Origin of the sequence: Aquamicrobium sp. LC103, from assembly GCF_001014615.2 — a bacterium.
GTDB lineage: Bacteria > Pseudomonadota > Alphaproteobacteria > Rhizobiales > Rhizobiaceae > LBCQ02.
The window spans coordinates 115,106-133,197 of record NZ_LBCQ02000001.1; the positions used below are offsets into that span (position 1 = coordinate 115,106).

The 18,092-nt window shown below is 64.1% G+C and carries 14 protein-coding genes; 9 read left to right on the plus strand and 5 right to left on the minus strand.

The annotated features are described in order from the left end of the window. The first annotated feature begins 3 nt into the window (after positions 1 to 3). The 9 genes from XW59_RS00570 to XW59_RS00610 all read left to right on the plus strand — a co-directional run bounded on the left by XW59_RS00570 (position 4) and on the right by XW59_RS00610 (position 11,613). Positions 4 to 1,599, plus strand: a complete 1,596-nt coding sequence (locus XW59_RS00570; protein WP_137326951.1) for an ABC transporter substrate-binding protein — start codon at positions 4 to 6, stop codon at positions 1,597 to 1,599. A gap of 105 nt (positions 1,600 to 1,704) precedes the next feature. Continuing rightward, positions 1,705 to 2,685, plus strand: a complete 981-nt coding sequence (locus tag XW59_RS00575; RefSeq protein WP_082137699.1) for an ABC transporter permease — start codon at positions 1,705 to 1,707, stop codon at positions 2,683 to 2,685. A gap of 1 nt (position 2,686) precedes the next feature. Continuing rightward, positions 2,687 to 3,601 carry an ABC transporter permease gene (locus XW59_RS00580; RefSeq protein ID WP_047147112.1) on the plus strand — a complete coding sequence of 305 codons (915 nt, stop codon included), beginning with the start codon at positions 2,687 to 2,689 and terminating at the stop codon, positions 3,599 to 3,601. Beyond that, positions 3,594 to 4,442: an ABC transporter ATP-binding protein gene (locus tag XW59_RS00585; RefSeq protein ID WP_047147111.1), complete on the plus strand. Its 849-nt coding sequence runs from the start codon at positions 3,594 to 3,596 to the stop codon at positions 4,440 to 4,442. The genes XW59_RS00580 and XW59_RS00585 overlap by 8 nt, the downstream gene beginning before the upstream one ends. 17 nt (positions 4,443 to 4,459) lie before the next feature. After that, entirely contained in the window at positions 4,460 to 5,230 is a 771-nt protein-coding gene (locus tag XW59_RS00590; protein WP_206077687.1) for an ABC transporter ATP-binding protein, read from the plus strand. 68 nt (positions 5,231 to 5,298) lie between these two features. Then, entirely contained in the window at positions 5,299 to 6,486 is a 1,188-nt protein-coding gene (locus XW59_RS00595) for a galactarate dehydratase (RefSeq protein ID WP_047147109.1), read from the plus strand. A gap of 195 nt (positions 6,487 to 6,681) precedes the next feature. Beyond that, the gene (locus XW59_RS00600) at positions 6,682 to 7,170 is read left to right on the plus strand and encodes a MarR family transcriptional regulator (RefSeq protein ID WP_052958266.1); all 489 of its coding nucleotides are present in this window, start codon (positions 6,682 to 6,684) and stop codon (positions 7,168 to 7,170) included. Positions 7,171 to 7,238: 68 nt separating this feature from the next. Then, on the plus strand, positions 7,239 to 8,408 hold the full coding sequence (locus XW59_RS00605) for an efflux RND transporter periplasmic adaptor subunit (protein ID WP_047147108.1): 1,170 nt from the start codon (positions 7,239 to 7,241) through the stop codon (positions 8,406 to 8,408). 1 nt (position 8,409) lies between these two features. After that, the gene (locus XW59_RS00610; protein ID WP_047147107.1) at positions 8,410 to 11,613 is read left to right on the plus strand and encodes an efflux RND transporter permease subunit; all 3,204 of its coding nucleotides are present in this window, start codon (positions 8,410 to 8,412) and stop codon (positions 11,611 to 11,613) included. Positions 11,614 to 11,666: 53 nt separating this feature from the next. Here XW59_RS00610 and XW59_RS00615 read toward each other — a convergent pair whose 3' ends face one another. The 5 genes from XW59_RS00615 to XW59_RS00635 are packed head-to-tail and all read right to left on the minus strand — an operon-like array spanning position 11,667 to position 18,092. Then, on the minus strand, positions 11,667 to 14,726 hold the full coding sequence (locus XW59_RS00615; protein ID WP_047147106.1) for a hypothetical protein: 3,060 nt from the start codon (positions 14,724 to 14,726) through the stop codon (positions 11,667 to 11,669). Between the two features lie 5 nt (positions 14,727 to 14,731). Beyond that, entirely contained in the window at positions 14,732 to 15,112 is a 381-nt protein-coding gene (locus tag XW59_RS00620) for a GtrA family protein (protein WP_047147105.1), read from the minus strand. Continuing rightward, positions 15,102 to 16,250 carry an FAD-binding oxidoreductase gene (locus tag XW59_RS00625; RefSeq protein ID WP_047147104.1) on the minus strand — a complete coding sequence of 383 codons (1,149 nt, stop codon included), beginning with the start codon at positions 16,248 to 16,250 and terminating at the stop codon, positions 15,102 to 15,104. The genes XW59_RS00620 and XW59_RS00625 overlap by 11 nt, the downstream gene beginning before the upstream one ends. After that, positions 16,247 to 17,068, minus strand: a complete 822-nt coding sequence (locus tag XW59_RS00630; protein ID WP_246665967.1) for a glycosyltransferase family 2 protein — start codon at positions 17,066 to 17,068, stop codon at positions 16,247 to 16,249. Before XW59_RS00630 ends, XW59_RS00625 begins: the two co-directional genes overlap by 4 nt. After that, positions 17,055 to 18,092, minus strand: coding sequence for a hypothetical protein (locus tag XW59_RS00635; protein WP_047147102.1), 1,038 nt, complete (start codon positions 18,090 to 18,092; stop codon positions 17,055 to 17,057). Before XW59_RS00635 ends, XW59_RS00630 begins: the two co-directional genes overlap by 14 nt.

The window sequence follows — 18,092 nt, forward strand, 5'->3', positions numbered from 1 at the left end:
AAAATGGACAGACGTCAGTTCTTGGGCGGCGTTGCGCTGGGCGCGTTCGCGGCCGCGATGCCAGGTTCAGCCGCGCTCGCGGCCACCCCGCAGGACCAGCTCGTGATCGCGGTCAACATGGGATCGATGCGCGGGCTCGACCCCCATGAAGCCAACCAGATCGAATCCGCGGAAATTCTGGCCAATCTCTACGACCGCCTCGTCTATTTCGAGCCCGACGCTCTCGACGCTCCAAAACCGCAACTGGCCGAATCCTGGACCGTTTCCGAAGATGGACGCACCTTCACGTTCACGATCCGCGAGGGCGTAACCTTCCATTCCGGCAATCCGCTGACCGCGGAAGACGCCGCATGGTCTCTCGCCCGGCTGGTCAAGCTCGGCCTCGCCCCGGCCATCGATCTTCGGCAGTGGGGATATGAGGAAAGCAATGTCGAAACGCTGATCCGGGCCACCGACGAGCGCACGCTGGTTCTGGAAACTCCGGAAGCCTGGAGCCCGGGATTGATCCTGGCCTCATTGGCCAGTTCCGCCTGCTCGATCGTCGATCGCGCGTTCCTTGCCGACAAGGAGCAGAACGGCGACCTGGGCCGCGCCCATCTCCAGGCCGCGGACGCGGGCAGCGGCCCGTTCTCGCTGCGGACATGGCGCGCCAACGACGTCATGATGGCCGATGCCTATGCGGATTACTGGAACGGCGCGCCCGCCATGCGTCGGGTCATCATGCGCCACATGCCCGAATCCTCGGTGCAGCGCCTGCAACTGGAAACCGGCGATCTGGACGTGGCGACACGCCTGTCGTCCACCGATCTGGACGTGTTCGAGAAGGCAGGGACCATCGATATCCAGAAGGTGCAGGGCTTCGGCTTCTACTATGTGGCGCTCAACCAGAAGGACGAAATCCTCTCGAGCCCGCAGGTGCGCGAGGCGTTCCGCTATCTGATCGACTATGACGGGCTGGCAAGCACCGTGATGCGATATTACGGGATCAAGAGCCAGACCGTCATTCCCAACGGATTGCCGGGCTTCCTCGACGAGATGCCGTATTCGCTCGACATCGAGAAGGCCAAGGCGCTCCTCGCCGAGGCGGGATATCCCGACGGCTTCTCGAAAACGCTCTATATCGGGCCGGGCACGCCCTATTTCGAGTTCGCGCAGTCGCTGCAGGCCAACGCCGCACGGGCCGGAATCAAGCTCGACCTTCAAATGGGCGACTATCTCAGCCGGTTCCGCGAGCGCAAGTTCGACATATTCATGGGCCGCAGCGGCGAGCGGCTGCCCGATCCGCATTCAATTCTCCAGTCCTATGCCACCAACGCCGACAACAGCGACGATGCTCCGCTGAGCGGGCTGATGGCCTGGCGTTCGGCCTGGGATGTGCCGCGCGAGCTGCAGGACCTGGTGATGGCGGGCGCGCGCGAAACCGACCCCTCGCGCCGCGCCGAAATCTACACCAAGGTGAACGCGCTCTATCTGGAAGCCTCTCCAGCCCTCATTACCTCGTTCGAGCGTTTCGACGTCAAGGCCGTGAGCAAGCGGGTCAGCGGCTATGTCGGCCATCCGACCTGGCTGACCCGCTGGGACGGGGTCGCCAAAAGCTGAACCCGGCTGCAGGAGAACGACGTGAGCAGTCCTGAACTGACCACAACGGAAGGACGGGCCGGAGACGGACGGCTTGCCGAAGCCCTCCGCAAGGTTGCTTCCTCGATGGTCGCGATCCTGACGACCCTCTTCGGTCTCCTGCTGCTGACCTTCATCATCGGCAGGATGATTCCCGCCGATCCGGTGATTTCCATTCTGGGCGACAATTTCGACCAGGCCGCCTATGACCGGGTCTACCGGGAGCTCGGTCTCGACAGGCCGGTGCCCGAGCAATTCCTCACCTATGTCCAGAACATCCTGCATCTGGATTTCGGCCAGTCCAACGTGACCCGCAATCCGGTGGCGGCGGATCTGGCGCGGGTGTTTCCCGCCACCCTGGAGCTGGCCGTCCTCGCCATATTCATCGGCACCCTGCTGGGCGTGCCGCTCGGCATCGCATCGGCGGTGCGCCGCGGAACCTGGGTCGATCATCTGGGCAGGGTCGTCGGGCTCCTTGGCTATTCCACGCCGATCTTCTGGCTCGGGACCATGGTGATACTCATCTTCTATGCCCGGCTGGGATGGATTCCCGGAGGAGGCCGCATCGACCTCTACAATGACGGCCTCGTCGAAGGTCCCACGGGGATGCTGATCCTCGATGCGCTGATGGCCCGCGAATGGGAAGTCCTGCGAAGCGCGCTGCATCACATCGCCGCTCCGGCCCTGCTGCTGGGCTACGCCGCCATGGCCTATCTCAGCCGGATGAGCCGCAGCTTCATGCTCGAACAGTTGAATCAGGAATACATCCTCACCGCTCGCGCCAAGGGGCTCGGACAAAGACCGATCGTCTGGAAGCATGCGTTCCGCAACATAAGGGTCCAACTTCTCACCGTCGTCACATTGGCCTTTTGCGGACTTCTGGACGGCGCGGTGCTGATCGAGACCGTGTTCGGCTGGCCCGGCCTCGGCCAGTATCTGACCGCCGCCCTGTTCTATGCCGACATGAACGCCGTGCTCGGCTCGGTGCTGCTGATCGGGCTGATCTCCATCCTCATCAACCTGCTCACCGACGTCGTCTACCGTTTCGTGGACCCGAGGACCCGCTGACATGAGCGTGCCGCCTAAATCCGAAGGCCTTCGGGCATGGCTCCTCAACGAGGACTTTTCGTCGCCCGCGCAGGCGAGAGCCCATCAGGCCTATGTGACCTGGCTGCGCTTCAGCGCAAATCCGCTGGCGCTCGGCGGCTTGATCGTGGTGGTGCTCCTGGTGCTGGCGGCGTGGTTCGCTCCGTGGATCGCCACCCATGATCCGCTGGAGCAGGATCTTGCCCGCGCCCTGCTGCCGCTCTCGTCCGCCCATTGGTTCGGCACCGACGAACTCGGCCGCGACGTCTATTCGCGGCTGGTCTACGGCGCTCGCACGACCCTCTATATCGCCATCCTCGTCACCGTCATCGTCGGGCCCATCGGCTTCGTCGTCGGCGCGGCGGCCGGCTATGTCGGAGGATGGGTCGATACGGTGCTGATGCGCATCACCGACATATTCCTTGCCTTTCCGAGCCTCGTTCTCGCGCTCGCCTTCTCGGCGGCGCTCGGACCGGGCATCGAGAACGCCGTCATCGCGATCGCGCTGACCGTCTGGCCGCCGGTCGCAAGGCTGGTGCGGGCCGAGACGCTGACCTTCCGCAAGGCCGATTTCGTCGTCGCCGCCGAACTGCAGGGCGCGGGCGTCGCCCGCATCATGTTCCTCTACATCGTGCCGCTCTGCGCTCCCTCGGTCGTCATTCGCCTGACGCTGAACATGGCCTCGATCATCCTCACGGCCGCCGGCCTGGGCTTCCTCGGGCTGGGCGCGCAGCCGCCAGCGCCGGAATGGGGTGCTATGGCGGCGCAAGGCCGGCAATATCTGCTCGATGCCTGGTGGCTGACCGCCATACCGGGAATGGCCATCCTGCTCGTCAGCCTTGCCTTCAACCTGCTCGGCGACGGCCTGCGCGATATTCTGGACCCGAAAAATGCCTGAACAGCCGCAGCCCCTGCTTTCGGTGCGCAACCTCACCGTCGCCTTCCCTTCGCTCCATGCCGTGCCGCCGGCCGTCAGAGGCGTCAGTTTCGATGTGGGACGGGAAAAGGTCGGCATCATCGGCGAGTCCGGCTCGGGCAAGAGCACGACCGGGCGCGCGGTGATGCGGCTGCATCCGTCGGCCACCCGCATCACCGCCGACCGCATGGAGTTTCAGGGAGAGAACCTTCTCGCCGTGTCGGAGCGACGCATGCAGGCGATACGCGGGCACAGCATGGCGATGATCCTGCAAGACCCGAAATATTCGCTCAATCCGGTGATGACGGTGGGCGAGCAGATCGCCGAGACGGCGATCCTGCATGAGAAGCTTTCCCGGCGCGCGGCAAGGCGGCGGACCCTCGACATGCTCGAGAAGGTGCACATCCGCGACCCCGAACGGGTCATGGGGCTCTACCCGCACGAGGTTTCGGGAGGAATGGGGCAGCGCATCATGATCTCGATGATGCTGATCGCCCGTCCCGCGCTCATCATTGCCGACGAGCCGACGTCGGCGCTCGATGTTTCGGTACGCCAGCAAGTGCTCACGATCCTCGACGAGCTGGTCGGGGCCAACAGCATGGGGCTGCTCTTCATCTCCCACGACCTCAATCTGGTCCGCAGTTTCTGCGACAGGGTACTCATCATGTATTCGGGCCGCATCGTCGAGGAGCTGCCGGCCAACGCGCTCGACAAGGCGACCCACCCCTATACGCGCGGTTTGCTCGAGGCCCTGCCGAGCCTGCTCCATCCGAAGGATCGCCTCGCCGTCCTGCGCCGCGACCCCGCCTGGGCGAAAACGTGACCATGCCCGAGCGCAAAATGATCGAAGTCGAGAACCTCACCGTTGCCTTCGGCCACGGACCAAGGGCCAACCGTGTCGTGCGCGGCATCGACATGACCGTCGGCGCGGGTGAGTGCTTCGGCCTCGTCGGGGAATCCGGCTGCGGGAAATCCACCCTGCTCGGCGCCATCGCGGGCCGGGTCAAGCACTGGCAGGGCGCCATAACCATCGCGGGCGAAAAGGTAGGGCCCGTGAAGCGCCCCCTGGCGCAATTGCGACGCCAGCAGATGGTTTTTCAGGATCCCTTCGGTTCACTTCATCCGCGCCACACCATCGACCGAACGCTGATGGAGCCGCTTCGCATACACGGGATCGCGGATCGGGAAGCGCGGGTGGAAAAGGCACTGGAGCAAGTCGGCCTGCCAGGCCGGTTCCGTTTTCGCTACCCTCACCAGCTTTCCGGCGGTCAGCGCCAGCGCGTCGCGATCGCGCGGGCACTGATCCTGGAACCCTCGATCCTGCTGCTCGACGAACCGACCTCCGCGCTCGACGTCTCGATCCAGGCCGAGATCCTCAACCTGCTCAAGGACCTGCGCGAGCGTTCCGGCCTGACCTATGTTCTGGTCAGCCACGACATGGCGGTCGTCGCCCATCTGTGCGACCGGATCGCGGTCATGCAGGACGGGGTGTTCGTGGAGATTTCGAGCCGCGACGCCATGATCCGCGACGAGGTGCATCATCCCTACACCCGCATGCTGCGCGAGGGCAGCCTGGGCTATCGCCCCGCCGCCGCTGTTCCTCCCGGCTGACGCCGTTCCTTGCATCCAGTTTTCGCCCGGCCCCAGGCCGGCTTCCTTGACCAGAAGAGAGAAGTTCCATGAAAATCGACCGCATGCGGGTGTTCATGACCCGCGACAAGGACCGTCCCCGCGTGATCGTCGCGCTCGACACCGACGACGGGCTGACCGGCTGGGGCGAGTGCTACAATCATGGCCCCGATCTCGCTCTGCCGCCCCTGCTCGACTATCTCTACAACTTCATTGCGGGGGAGGATCCGACACGGGTCGACTATCTCGTCAACCTGATGATCCAGCAGTGCCGCTTTCCCCCGGGAGCGCTGGGACTGGCCGCGATCTCCGGACTGGACCATTGCCTGTGGGATCTGGCGGCCAAGGCGCGGGGCGTGCCGGTCTACAAGATGCTCGGCGGCGAGGTGCGCGACAGGATCAAGGTCTATGCCGGCGTCTATACCGCTCCGGACGTTCCGCACGCCAAGGAGGAACTCGATCGGCTGAACCGGGAATGGGGCTTCACCGCCTTCAAGCTCAGCCCCTGGCGGCTGGAGCCCAACAGCCACCGCTGGGGCGAGGTGGTGCGCAGCTCGGCCGAGTATTTCCGCCAGTTGCGCGAAGCGGTGGACCCGTCCTACGAAATCGCCTTCGACGCCCATGCCAAGATTTTCGAGGCCAACGCGGCACGCCAGCTCGGCAACGCGCTCGCGCCCTACGATCCTCTTTTCTACGAGGAGCCGCTGCGCCCGGAAAACATCGAGATCTACGGTGATCTGAAGCAAGGGCTGAACTGTACGCTCGCCACGGGTGAATCCCTCTACAACCGCAACGAATTCCTGCGGCTGCTGCAGGTGAAAGGCGCCGACCTCATCCAGCCCGACATCTGCGTGGTGGGCGGGATTTCGGAAATGCGTCGCATCGCGACGCTGGCGGAAGCGCATTTCGTCGGCGTCGCACCGCACAATCCGATGGGCCCCCTCGCCACGGCCGTGAACGTCCATTTCGCCGCGGCCCAGCAGAACTTCAAGATCCTCGAATACCGCCTGCCGGTCGGCCAGTGCTATGTCTATGGCGGCACGGAGGTCGAGAACCGAGAGGACGAAACGCGTTATGTGGCGGACCCTTATCTGCCTCGCGACGGTTATCTCGAACTGCGCCCCGACCGCCCCGGCTGGGGGGTCGAAATGGATGAAAAGGCGATGGCGGAGGACGGCTACGTCCACTGGCAACGCAGGGTGCCGAAGCGGCCCGACGGGTCCTACGCCTTCGCGTGAGGCCCGGGCTGCGGCGCTGACCGCGTTTGCGCGAAGCCGTCGGTCAGACCGCCGAACTCCCGCCGCCGCGAGGTAACCGCCGCGCGGTGGCAAGCTGGCGACGCCAGGTGGAGCGACGGCGCGCGAGCTTTCACTCGCCCGCAATCTGTTTGTTCAGTATTGACAAAACAAACAGACAGATCCATATGTGCTTCCATGAGCGACGATAGCGACGATCCGGTTACGGATTTCATCGAGATGATGGGCGTGCGGTTCCAGGAGCAGAACATGCCCCGGATCGCCGGGCGCCTGTTCGGGCTCATCCTGATAGAGCCCGGGCCGCTGAGTTTTGCGGAGCTGGCCGAGCGGCTTCAGGTCAGCCGCGGCAGTGTCAGCACGAATGCGCGCATGCTCGTCGATCTGGGATATATCGAGCGGATCGGCAAGCCTGGCGATCGCCACGACCACTACCATCTGGCGCCAGGGGGGCTGGCGAGCGTATTCAGGAAGCAGGTGAAAAGGTTGCGCTGGGCGGACGGTTTCTATCGTTCGATCGAGGCGCGCCTGCCCGCGCATCGGCACCAGTCTAAGCAGAGGCTCATGGAGATCGCAACCTTCACCTTGAAGGCGGCCGAGGCATTGGAACGCAGCCTTGCCGAAGCCGAGGAACTTCTGACGCAAGCGGAAAAGTCGGACGCGTCATAGGACTGACAGCGAATTGCCATTTTTGTGTCAAAATGTTCAATTCATACTGAATAAACAGGAATAATCATATGACCTCGAGATGGATGAAGCGGCTTGCGGTGGCCGCAGTGGCGGTCGGTTGTGCCTATGCCGGCGCGGTGTATTTCGGCGTAGTCTCCTCGACGTCCGACGCGAGAACGCGGCAGGGGCCCGCCGAGGTGGCTACCGTGGTGCCGTCCCAGCTCGCTCAACTGCCTCTTCCGCTGGAGCTCGCTCCGGTGGAGATAACCCGGGTCGAACCATCGTCCATGGTCGAGCATCTGCGGGTGAGCGGCGAACTGCGCCCGGTAAACCGGGTCGTGCTCAAAGCCAAGGTTGGCGGCACCGTGAACGAGGTGAACGTGCGTGCCGGCCAGGCCGTGAAGGCGGGCGACGTGCTCGTTCGCTTCGAGACGAACGATCTCCAATCGGCGCTGGTGCAGCGTGAAGCCAACCTCGAGGCTTCGCGCGCGCAATCGCAACTGGCCCGCCAGACGCTGGAAAAGACACAGGAGCTGTCGCGGCGCGGCTTTGCGACGCGGGCGGCGCTCGAAAAGGCGCAGAGCGACCTCGCCGCCGCCGAGGCCAATGCGCAGGCGCTTGCCGCGCAGAGCGACACCGCGCGCACCGCCTTGCGCGACGCCGAGATCATCGCGCCGTTCGACGGGATGGTCGCCAACCGGGCAATAGAGCCCGGCGCGCCGGCGGCGGCCAATGCCGAGCTGCTCACCATCGTCGATACCTCCATCCTCGAGGCGGAAGTTCTCGTCTCGACTCGCGACATCATGAAGCTGGAAGTCGGCCTGCGTGCCGAACTCAAGATCGACGGCCTGGACGGCCAGACCGTGACGGGCATCGTCGACCGGATCAACCCCGTCGCCAACGAAGGGTCGCGCTTCGTGCCTGTCCACATCCGCCTCGAGAACCCCGACGGCCGGCTTTGGGGCGGCATGTTCGCCACCGGAACGATCGTCGTGCGCGAGAGCAAGGATGCCGTCGTCCTTCCCGCCACCTCGCTGCGCGAGGACGGGGAAGGAACCTTCGTGTTCAAGCTGGCGGACGGACGTCTCAAGCGCCAGCCGGTCACGACCGGGGCCAAGTGGAACGGCGGCAACAGCGTCGAGATCACCGATGGCGTGAGGGACGGCGACACCATCGTCGTCGCGCCGCTTTCCGAACTGCGGCCGGAGATGGCCGCCACCGTATCCGAGGCTGGCTGACATGTTCCTCACGCGCATATCCGTCAACCATCCCGTCTTCGCCACCATGATGATGGTGGCGCTGGTGGTGTTCGGGCTGTTCTCGTTCCAGAAGCTGGGGCTGGATCAGTATCCCAACGTCGATGTACCGGTGGTCGTGGTGATGACCACCTATCCGGGCGCAACCCCGGAGACGGTCGAAACCGAGATCACGCGCCCCGTCGAGGAGGCGCTCAATACCATCAGCGGTCTCGACAAGGTCACCTCCACATCCTACGAGGGCCGCTCGGTCGTGGTGGCCAGCTTCAAGCTGGAGGTCGAGGGAACCGCGGCCGCGCAGGACGTCCGCGACAAGGTGGCACCGCTCGAGGCCGAGTTTCCCAGCGCCGTCGACAAGCCGATGGTCTCGCGCTTCAACCCGTCGGACCAGCCGATCCTGTCGGTGGCCGTAAGTTCGCCCTCGCTTGGCGTGCCCGAGCTCACCACGATCGCGGACCAGCGGGTGGTGCGGCAACTCACGACCGTTTCCGGCGTCGGACAGGCCACGCTCGTCGGCGGGCAGAAGCGGCAGATCGACATCGGCATCGACGAGACGCGCATGCGCGCGCTCGGGGTGGGTGTCGACGAGGTGCTGAGCGCTTTGCGCACGGGCAATCAGAACCGGCCGGCGGGCAGCGTCCTGAGCAATTTCAGCGAGCGCACCATCCAGGTCCAGGGCCGCGTCGAAAAGCCCGAGGATTTCCTCGACATGATCGTCGCGCGGCGCGGCGGCGGCCCGGTCTATCTCAGCGACGTGGCCACGGTGGCGGATGGCGCCGCGGATGCCGAAAGCCTCGCCGTCTACAATGGCGAGCCGGCGCTCGCGATCGACATCGTCAAGGTGCAGGACGCGAACACCGTGCAGGTGGTCGCCGACGTGAAGCAGCGGCTCGAGCAGCTCAACACCGAACTGGCGTCCCAGGGCATCCAGCTTCGCGTCGTCACCGACGCGTCGACCGCGATCCAGGAATCGGTCGAACAGGTACAGGCGACGCTGATCGAGGGCGCGATCCTCGCCGTCGCCATCGTCTTCCTGTTCCTCAACTCCTGGCGCAGTACCGTCATCACCGGCCTGACATTGCCGATCGCCATGATCGGCACGATCGCCGTCATCGGCTTCCTCGGCTTCACGCTGAACACGCTGAGCCTGCTGGCGCTGACGCTTTCGATCGGCATTCTCGTCGACGACGCCATCGTGGTGCGCGAGAACATCACGCGCCATCTCCACATGGGCAAGTCGCACCTGCGGGCCGCGCTCGACGGCACCAACGAGATCGGCCTCGCCGTCATGGCAACGACGGCGACCATCGTCGCCGTGTTCCTGCCGGTGGCCTTCATGGACGGCATCATCGGCCGGTTCTTCTACGAGTTCGGCGTCACCGTGGCCGCCGCCGTCCTGATCTCGCTGTTCGTCGCCTTCACGCTCGATCCGATGCTGTCGAGCGTGTGGTACGATCCGGACTCGCAGCCCGAAGCCAAGCGAGGACCCATCGGTCGGCTGATCGCCCGTTTCGAGCACGGTTTCGAATGGCTGGCGGGCCAGTACCGCCACCTGATCGGCTGGACGCTGCGGCATCGGTTCATCACGCTCGCGGCGACGATCGGCATCTTCATCGGCAGCATCTTCATGATTCCGCTGGTCGGCGTCGAGTTCGTGCCGAACGCGGACGAGGGCCGGTTCCAGATCAACGTGACGGCGCCGGTCGGCTCCTCGCTGGACTATACCGCGGCCAAGGTGCGACAGGTCGAGGGCGCCCTGCGCGAATTCCCCGAGGTGTCGGCCGTCTATTCGACGATCAACACGGGCGGCGCCGCGGGCAAGCACAAGGCCGCGGTGCTGGTCAGGCTCGTGCCGCACGAGGAGCGTACCCGGACGCCCGCCACGCTGGCCGATCCGATCCGCGAGCGGCTTTCGGCGATACCGGGGATCGAGATCGCGATCGTCCAGGAGGGGCTCGGCGGTGGGCAGAGCCCGATCCAGTTGAGCGTGCTCGGCGACGACCGCAGCGTGCTCGAACAGATCTCAAACGATCTCGCCGGGAAGATGCGTGCCATTTCCGGCATGGTGGACGTCTCGTCGAGCGCGGAAGAAACGAGCGCGATCGTCTCCGTGCGCCTCAAGCGCGAGGCGGCGAGCGATCTGGGCATCGGCGTCCAGCAATTGGGCGACATGCTGTCGCCTCTGGTCGGCGGCGAGGAAGTCACCAACTGGACGGATTCGCTTGGCGAAACATACGAGGTCGTGGTGCGCCTGCCGCAGGATCAGCGCGCCGACACGACGGCCATCGGAGAGCTGATGATGACGACCGGCGGCACCGATGCCGAGGGCGCGCCAGTCATGGTCCGGCTCGACCAGGTAGCCGACATCGGAACCGTCCGCACCGCATCCGAAATCCGTCGCATGGACATGTCGCGCGAAGTGCTGGTCTCGGCGGACGTCTCGGGCCGCACCATCGGCGAGGCGACGGCCGATCTCCAGGCGGTCATCGCCGGGATGGAGCTGCCGTCCGGCTATCGCATCCAGTTCGGCGGGCAGTCGGAGAGCATGGAGGAGACGATGGGCAACATGCTCACCGCCCTCGCCATGGCGGTGATCTTCATCTACATCGTGCTCGCCTCGCAGTTCGGCAGCTTCACCCAGCCGATCGCGATCATGGCGGCACTGCCCTTGTCGCTGGTCGGCGTGCTGCTCGGCCTGATGGCGAGCGGCAGCACGATCAACATGTTCTCGCTGATCGGCTTCATCATGCTGATGGGCCTCGTCACCAAGAACGGCATCCTGCTGGTCGACTTCGCCAACCAGGAGCGCCGGCGCGGGCTGTCCTTGAACGACGCGCTGATCAGCGCCGGCGCGATCCGCTTCCGGCCGATCATCATGACGACGCTGGCGATGATCTTCGGCATGATCCCGCTCGCCCTGGCGGTCGGCGGCGGCGGGGCGCAGCGGGCGCCGATGGCGCACGCGGTCATCGGCGGGCTCATCAGCTCGACCATCCTGACGCTCGTCGTGGTGCCGGTGATCCTGTCCTACATCGAGGGCATCACGCGCCGGCTCTCCCGCTTCCTGCCGAAGGCGCCCGACGATCATGGTGCCACGGATGCATCCGCTGCCGAGGACCTTCAATCTCCGCCCGAGCCCAGCGCTTCGGCGCTGACCCTTCCCGGCGTTCCTCACAGACCGGCGTGAGGTCCAAAAGGAACGCGCAGGGGATTTTTCAGGCGCGACGCGGCCTCGCCTTGTCAGCGTCGGGCGGTATCGGCGACATCGCCGATCGGGCTTCTGCGCAAGAGCCGCACGTCGTCGAGCACGACCGCGCCGCATTGATCCGGATTGGCAATATCGATCCGGATTTCGGCGATGTCCCTGGCCTGGCTCCACAGTGGAGAGCTATCCAGCGGAACGATGTTGAACGGAAACGAAGCTTCGAACACGAGGCTGACGTGTTCCGAAAAACCCTGGTCCGACGGACGCCAGAAAACCTGCACCTTGGGCAGTGCTTCGGGATCGAGGCAGGCGACCGAAAAGGCCAGCAACCCGGCCTGCTCGGGGTCCAGCGGCGCCTGCGGACGATAGATCCACCGCGGATCGACGCCGGTGATTTCGTAGAGACCCTTCCGCCCGTCAAGCGATCCCGCATCCGCCATCCGCACCAATTCGAGGCCGGCGGATGAAGGCTGCAATGCATCGGCCAAGCGCGACGAGGAGCGTCCCCAAGCGGACGGTATCCGGTGCAGGTTGCGTTTATGGAAAACCCGAGCCCAGAGGTCCGTTTCCGAAAGCGGATCAAGTGTCCGGTTGACGATGGTGAAGGAAAGTCTCGCGGCGTCATCGTTCCGCGGAGGCGGGATCGGGAGATTGGAGGCGACATTGATGCCCTTGGCCTCCATCACATGCCGCTCCACGCCATCAGAGAACAGCAAGCGATCGCCGGCTCGCAGGCGATCAGCCATTCCCGGTTCCACCGCGAACGACCAGCGTTTGGCGTTCGCGCCGATGGCGACGCCGTTTCTCCAATTGGCATCCGAAGCGCGATGAAGGAGATGCGGCTCCTCCGGCAGCCGCTCGATACGCGCGGCAAGGTCGCGCCTCATGGCGAAGACATATCCCTCGCGCTGGAACGGCACGTAGCGACCGAGCACATAGTCGTAGATCGCGTGCGAGCGCAACGGAAGGCTGATGCCGTCATGTTCCATATTGCCGACGCCGACGAGCGCGAGTGGAGGCGGGCTGTCGCCAAGCGCTGCGATGAACGCTTTCTGGAATTCCTCCGGAGCCGCATTGTAGGTGCTGGAGATCGGCACGGGGCTGGCTCGGTTCAGATAGAAATGGAGCGCGTTGCGGTTGGTGAGATTGAGAAAGGTCTCGCCCGGCTCCAAGAGCGCGTCGACGATCCCCGCGACCGTCTCGACACGCTGGACGTGAGCCGGATCGTGCCGGCCGGCACCGAGCCTGGGGAGCGAAGCGGAAATCGCGGCCGGTTGCGGCATAGGCGAAGGCGGCATGAGGGCTCTCCCCTGCAGAAGGGGGGATCCGACGGGAGCGATCGCAACAAGCAGCATGGCGCAGACAACAGCGTCCGCGGGTGCGTCTAAGAGTCCGCTCTTCTGGAAACCGCTCAGCCAAACGGGCAGAAAGACAAGCAGAACGCACGATGTCATAAGCGCCCTGAGCGCCGTATCGTCGATACGCCCCATGGCATAGATGTTGAAAAGGAGGGTGAACGAGGCGACAGGCACAAGCGCGCCCGCCCATAGAGGAAGTCGCCGCATCCGCGAGGCATCGCTGCTCCTCGCCAGGACAAAGGCGAGCAGCGGCGCTCCGGCAAAAAGAAAAGACAGGAAATAGATCGGCTTCAGGCGCGGAATGTCGCCGTTGCCGTAGATAGCCAGATTCGCCCTGGCCGATATGCGCAGGAAGTCGAACTGGCCTTTCGCCTGAGGCCAGACCAGAGCCAGGACCACCGCGCTCGTCGCCGCGGTGGCGCCAAGAAAGTGGAGCGCGGCACGTCTGCCGCGCATCGCCTGCAAGACGAATCCGGCCATTCCGCCCGTGAGCGACGCAGCCACACCTGTGCCGGCGTTGAAGAATATGCCGGCGACACCCAGCAACGTGCCGAGAACTCCGGCAAGCACGGGGCGACGCAACGATGCCGCTTCCAGGACCAGGATCAGATTCAAGGCGACGAGCGGTATACTTTGGATGAGCAGAATATCCTGGCTGTAGGGCAGCGCCAGGGCCAGGCAGAGGCCTCCGATCACGCCGAGCCTCGCGATCAACCGCCACGAAACGAGAAAAAAGACGATCTGCAAGCCGATCCCGGATCCTATTTGGATGCCCACCGCGCTGTCATCGCCTGCCAGGCGCGCCAAGATACCACTCACCGCATCGGAAAAGCCGTGCGGGGAGAGGAAGGTAGTGAACCAGCCCTGCCCGGCGGACAACGCCTGATAGGCAAGGAGGCGCTCGCCAAAATGATAGTCGTCGGCGGAAAGACTGGCAAAATTGGCGGCGGGAAGCGATAGCAGGGCGGCCGCGAGTGCCAGACTGAAGGCGCCGGGAGCCGCAAGCGCATCTGTTTCCTCGGCCTTGAAAACGATCCGAAGGCTCATAAATCCCTGCCCTACCACGACCAGGGCTGCGGCAGCGAACACGCCGTCGATCGGCGTCACCCCTACGGAGACCCTGGGCCACCAGAAAAGGGGCGCGCAAGAGAGCGCCGCGACGGCGAGCATCGCCGTACCCAGTGCCGCGGCCACGACGAGCGTGCGCCTGCCGAAGCGATGCGAAACGAGGGCCAGAAGCGGAGCCAGACACGCAAAGATCCACAGCGGGTTCAGGCCGACGAGATGGTGGACGAGCAGCGTCACGGCGCTGACGACAAGGAAGAGATATCCCGACGCCTGCTGCCAATCCGCCTTCCAGAAAAATCGTTGAAGCCAGAACGTCGTCGCTAGGGAGGCGATGGCGGCGAGGAAATGGCCGCGATCGAACCAGACGAGTATCGCGACGTAGATGCCGGCCAAGACCCATACCCACCACCTGCCTCCTTCCTTTTGTCCAGCCTGCGGCAGAAGCACATAACCGGCGATCAGGATCAGTTGCAGGAGGATGGCAAGGGGAACCAAGGCCACGTCGCGCAGCTTGTCCGTGTCGCGCAGAATGCCGCCGGAAACGGTAAGCTGGTTGACGTAGCCGATATGCGGAAAGCTCCGCACGAAGAGGCAGATCAGCGCCAAGACCGTGATGGCGGCGACGGTGACGAAGGTGCCCTGCGTCCAGTGCGGCGTTGCGAGTCGCATGTGACCTACCGAAAGACAGCGAGGCGCAGCAGCGCGTAGTTGACGAGGAAGGAGAAGCCGGCTGCAGCGATCAGCATGGCGTATTGCGCATATTCGGTCATGACTAGAGAACCGAGCGCGGCGAGAAAGCCGACTCTGAGTGCGAGGGCCAACAGTGCGGCGCCGAGCGATTGCACGAACCGCAGGAGCGAAAGCCCGCTGTGGTCGCGTCGAAACGTCCAGAATTCGTGAAGAACGTAGTTCAGGAGGAAGGCGAGGAGGAAACCCGTTGCCGAGGCTGCAGGAAGCGAGAATGACAGGTTGCGGATGGCGAAGATCGACATGAGAAGGTCGATCCCGTAGCCGATCACGACGACTGTCGCGTATCTGAGCTTCTCACCCTGCATTCTTCCCCTCGAGGATGCCCTCCAGGCGGGCGGAGGCGAAACGCGCATCGATCGCGGGAAGAATGGAGAACAGGTCGTATATATTGTCGATCTTGCCGCCCAGCACCGACAGAAGTCGCGGAGCGTCCGCATGCCGATGCAGCAGGATCGGCCGGCCGTCGTTCAGCTCGTTCCGGATGGGAACGGTCTTGATGTCGAAAAGGCTTTCGCGCCAGGCCAGGCCATCGAGACAAGGCACGTATCGCCGCGCATCCTGCTTCATGTGACGCCAACGCGACTGGTGTGGCATATCGCCGAGGAACATGGACGCACCGCCTTCCGCGTCGCTCCAGCTCCAGTGCGGCGTGTAGCGGACATGAGTCAGCGAATAAGCACCGCCCGCCGCCGGATAGGGCATGAACGAGAAAAACGGACCGTCCATGACGGTGACTGCGAGCCCCTTCATCTCCTCGGGCGGCTCGACGAGGGCCAATTCCACGAACTCGTGTTTGAGCGGCAGCGGTGCAAGCCCGCTCGACAGGAGCAGGGCGTTGATGCCGGCATAAGTGACGTTGAACGCCATGCCTGCCTTGACATGGGTGCCGTCCGAAAGCTCAAGCCCGACACCCTCGGTCAGGGATTCGATGCGCTCCACCTTCGTTCCCAGGCGCAAGGGAATGCGCGCCGCATCCAGCCGCGCAAGCAATCCACGCCTGAGCGCCCGATAATCGAAGGCCCATTCACGAACACGGAAGACGCCCTCGATCAGGGTTTCGTCGAACAGCTTTGACAGATGACGCGGCGCGGGCTGAATCGGCGCCTCCAGATGCTCGTACATGCGCCGGAAGCGTCCGGCCGACACCTTGGATCGGCGGCTCGCGACAGCATAGAGCATGTCGAAATCATCGACGATGGCATCGGGAAAGTCTCTGGCGAAACGCTGGTGGAGGCTCAGCGAACGCATGGCTGTGACGAAGTTGCGCGGATAGTGAAAACCGGTGTGCACCCGCGCCTGATTGACCCGCGACGCACGGGAGAAAGCTTCTTCCTCCGCCTCGAAGACGACGACGCGATCGCTGATGCCGCGCAGGAACAATGCCAGGAATAGTCCGTAAAACCCGCCGCCGATGACTGCGAAATCGTAATCGTGGTCGCTCATGTCCCGCTCGCATGCGGGTGAAACTCGCCCTTGAGCGTCTTCCAAAGAACCGACACCAGATCGAGATGCGCCTTGAAACCGCCGATCTTGGTCGGTGCCGGCTCGTGGGCGGGATAGCTGCGCGTCGTGGGAATTTCGCGGACCCGATATCCGAGCTGACCGGCCCTTGCCGTCAGATAGGCGAGAAGTTCGTAGCGCATGAAGACGTCGCGGAAAGGCTGCACCCTTGCGTCGAGCAGGTAGCGCGCGGAATACGCCCGAAATCCTTGTGTGGTGTCCGTAAGCCAGCGCCTTCCGGCAAGGCTGAGCACGGGCGCGTGAAGAAGGCGGATGGCAAGGAGGCGCGACAACGGGGTGTTGATGCCTCGTCCGCCCCTGATGAAGCGCGAGGCTTGCGCATAGTCGATACCCTCGTCGAGAGCGGCGACGAATGCCGGGATGCTCTCCACGGAATCCTTGCCGTTGCCGTCGATGGTGATGATGCCTTGATAACCCTCTTCGAGGGCATAGGCGTAGGCGCAACGCAATTGGGCCGAAAGCTTCCCCGGACCCGTCTTGGTCAACAACGCGCGCACATTCACTGATTCAAGGAACTCGGAATCGAGCGAGCCGTCCGTGCTGCCGCCGTCGGCGACGAGCACGTCGCAGAGATCGGCATGGCCCTGCTTGAAGGTTTCGGCGAGCTGCCGGCGGATTCGATCGCCCTCGTTGATGACTGGGACGACGAGGGCATAACGGGATCTCCTGGGCGCGAGCGCCGATACCGACATGACGGGCACGTCCCAGCCACGCTTGGAATAAGGGCTATCCTGGATCAACTTCTTCCCTTCTCGCCGGCAAGGGCGCGGGATCGCCCGCGACGAAGTCCACGTTCATCGTTTTGATGCTTCCGATCAGATCGACCGAGATGACTTCATCGACGATCGCGTATCGCCCCTCATTGGAGAGGAGGTCGAACATCCTCACCAGCCCCACGGAGATGGCGGAGATCGAGATGCCCAGGAACAAGACCGTCAGCGACTGGAGCAGGGAAGTCGTCAGCCAGCCCGGAGCCACGTCCGCTTTCAACAGCCAGACCAGCGCCGCATAAAACGCGTAGAAAACGGCAATGCCGGCGACGGAAAGGGAGACGAACGCCACGATGCGCAGAATGCGCGGGCTGGCGCTGACCATCATGTCGCCCACGAGGCCGATCCGGTGCCGCCAGTCGTTCCAGCGGCGGCGCGGCGGCTCCTTGCCGCCGACCAGGGGAACACGATTGAACGTGAAAATTCCGGACAGCGGTTCGAAACGCAGCAGGATTTCAGCGTCGGGTCGCGCCAGAATGTTTTCCAGAGCGGAACGCGGAAAGCCGATGGTGAGCGCATCGCGATGATCGACACGGTACCCGCTGAGCGTTCCCAGAGCGGCGGCGAACGGTGCCAGCACGCGGGTTCCGCCTTGCTGTCTCGTCAGCGCGAATATCCCGTTGGACAGATAGACGTCCCGCGCCAGCCGAGCGACATCGATGGTGTCGATCTCGTCGAATGTGGAAAGGAGAACGACCTCGCCGATCGCCTCCGTAGCGCCGGCAAGGCGACGCCGATAGAAGCTGCCGGCCGCGCTGACACGCAATATGCGCAGGTTGGCGATGCCCTTGAGCGATGCCACCAGGGTCGAGGTCTCCTCCGCGCCGGCTTCCGGAACGGCGAGCAGGATCTCCCAGAACTGAAATGCCCGCCCCAGGCGTCGTGCAAGTTCCTGCAGAATTTCACGATAATGCGCGCCGTCGACGTCACCGGCCAGAACCACGGAGACGAGAAAATCGGGTGCGGCTTCCGAAGGAGGAGCGACAAACTGCAT

What these genes read in the sequence shown, in the direction of transcription:
- XW59_RS00595 (WP_047147109.1), top strand. Translation starts at nt 5,299, where the DNA reads ATGAAAATCGACCGCATGCGGGTGTTCATGACCCGCGACAAGGACCGT.
- XW59_RS00620 (WP_047147105.1), bottom strand. Translation starts at nt 15,112, where the DNA reads ATGCAGGGTGAGAAGCTCAGATACGCGACAGTCGTCGTGATCGGCTAC.
- XW59_RS00615 (WP_047147106.1), bottom strand. Translation starts at nt 14,726, where the DNA reads ATGCGACTCGCAACGCCGCACTGGACGCAGGGCACCTTCGTCACCGTC.
- XW59_RS00570 (WP_137326951.1), top strand. Translation starts at nt 4, where the DNA reads ATGGACAGACGTCAGTTCTTGGGCGGCGTTGCGCTGGGCGCGTTCGCG.
- XW59_RS00625 (WP_047147104.1), bottom strand. Translation starts at nt 16,250, where the DNA reads ATGAGCGACCACGATTACGATTTCGCAGTCATCGGCGGCGGGTTTTAC.
- XW59_RS00635 (WP_047147102.1), bottom strand. Translation starts at nt 18,092, where the DNA reads ATGCAGTTTGTCGCTCCTCCTTCGGAAGCCGCACCCGATTTTCTCGTC.
- XW59_RS00585 (WP_047147111.1), top strand. Translation starts at nt 3,594, where the DNA reads ATGCCTGAACAGCCGCAGCCCCTGCTTTCGGTGCGCAACCTCACCGTC.
- XW59_RS00605 (WP_047147108.1), top strand. Translation starts at nt 7,239, where the DNA reads ATGACCTCGAGATGGATGAAGCGGCTTGCGGTGGCCGCAGTGGCGGTC.
- XW59_RS00610 (WP_047147107.1), top strand. Translation starts at nt 8,410, where the DNA reads ATGTTCCTCACGCGCATATCCGTCAACCATCCCGTCTTCGCCACCATG.
- XW59_RS00575 (WP_082137699.1), top strand. Translation starts at nt 1,705, where the DNA reads ATGGTCGCGATCCTGACGACCCTCTTCGGTCTCCTGCTGCTGACCTTC.
- XW59_RS00580 (WP_047147112.1), top strand. Translation starts at nt 2,687, where the DNA reads ATGAGCGTGCCGCCTAAATCCGAAGGCCTTCGGGCATGGCTCCTCAAC.
- XW59_RS00600 (WP_052958266.1), top strand. Translation starts at nt 6,682, where the DNA reads ATGAGCGACGATAGCGACGATCCGGTTACGGATTTCATCGAGATGATG.
- XW59_RS00590 (WP_206077687.1), top strand. Translation starts at nt 4,460, where the DNA reads ATGATCGAAGTCGAGAACCTCACCGTTGCCTTCGGCCACGGACCAAGG.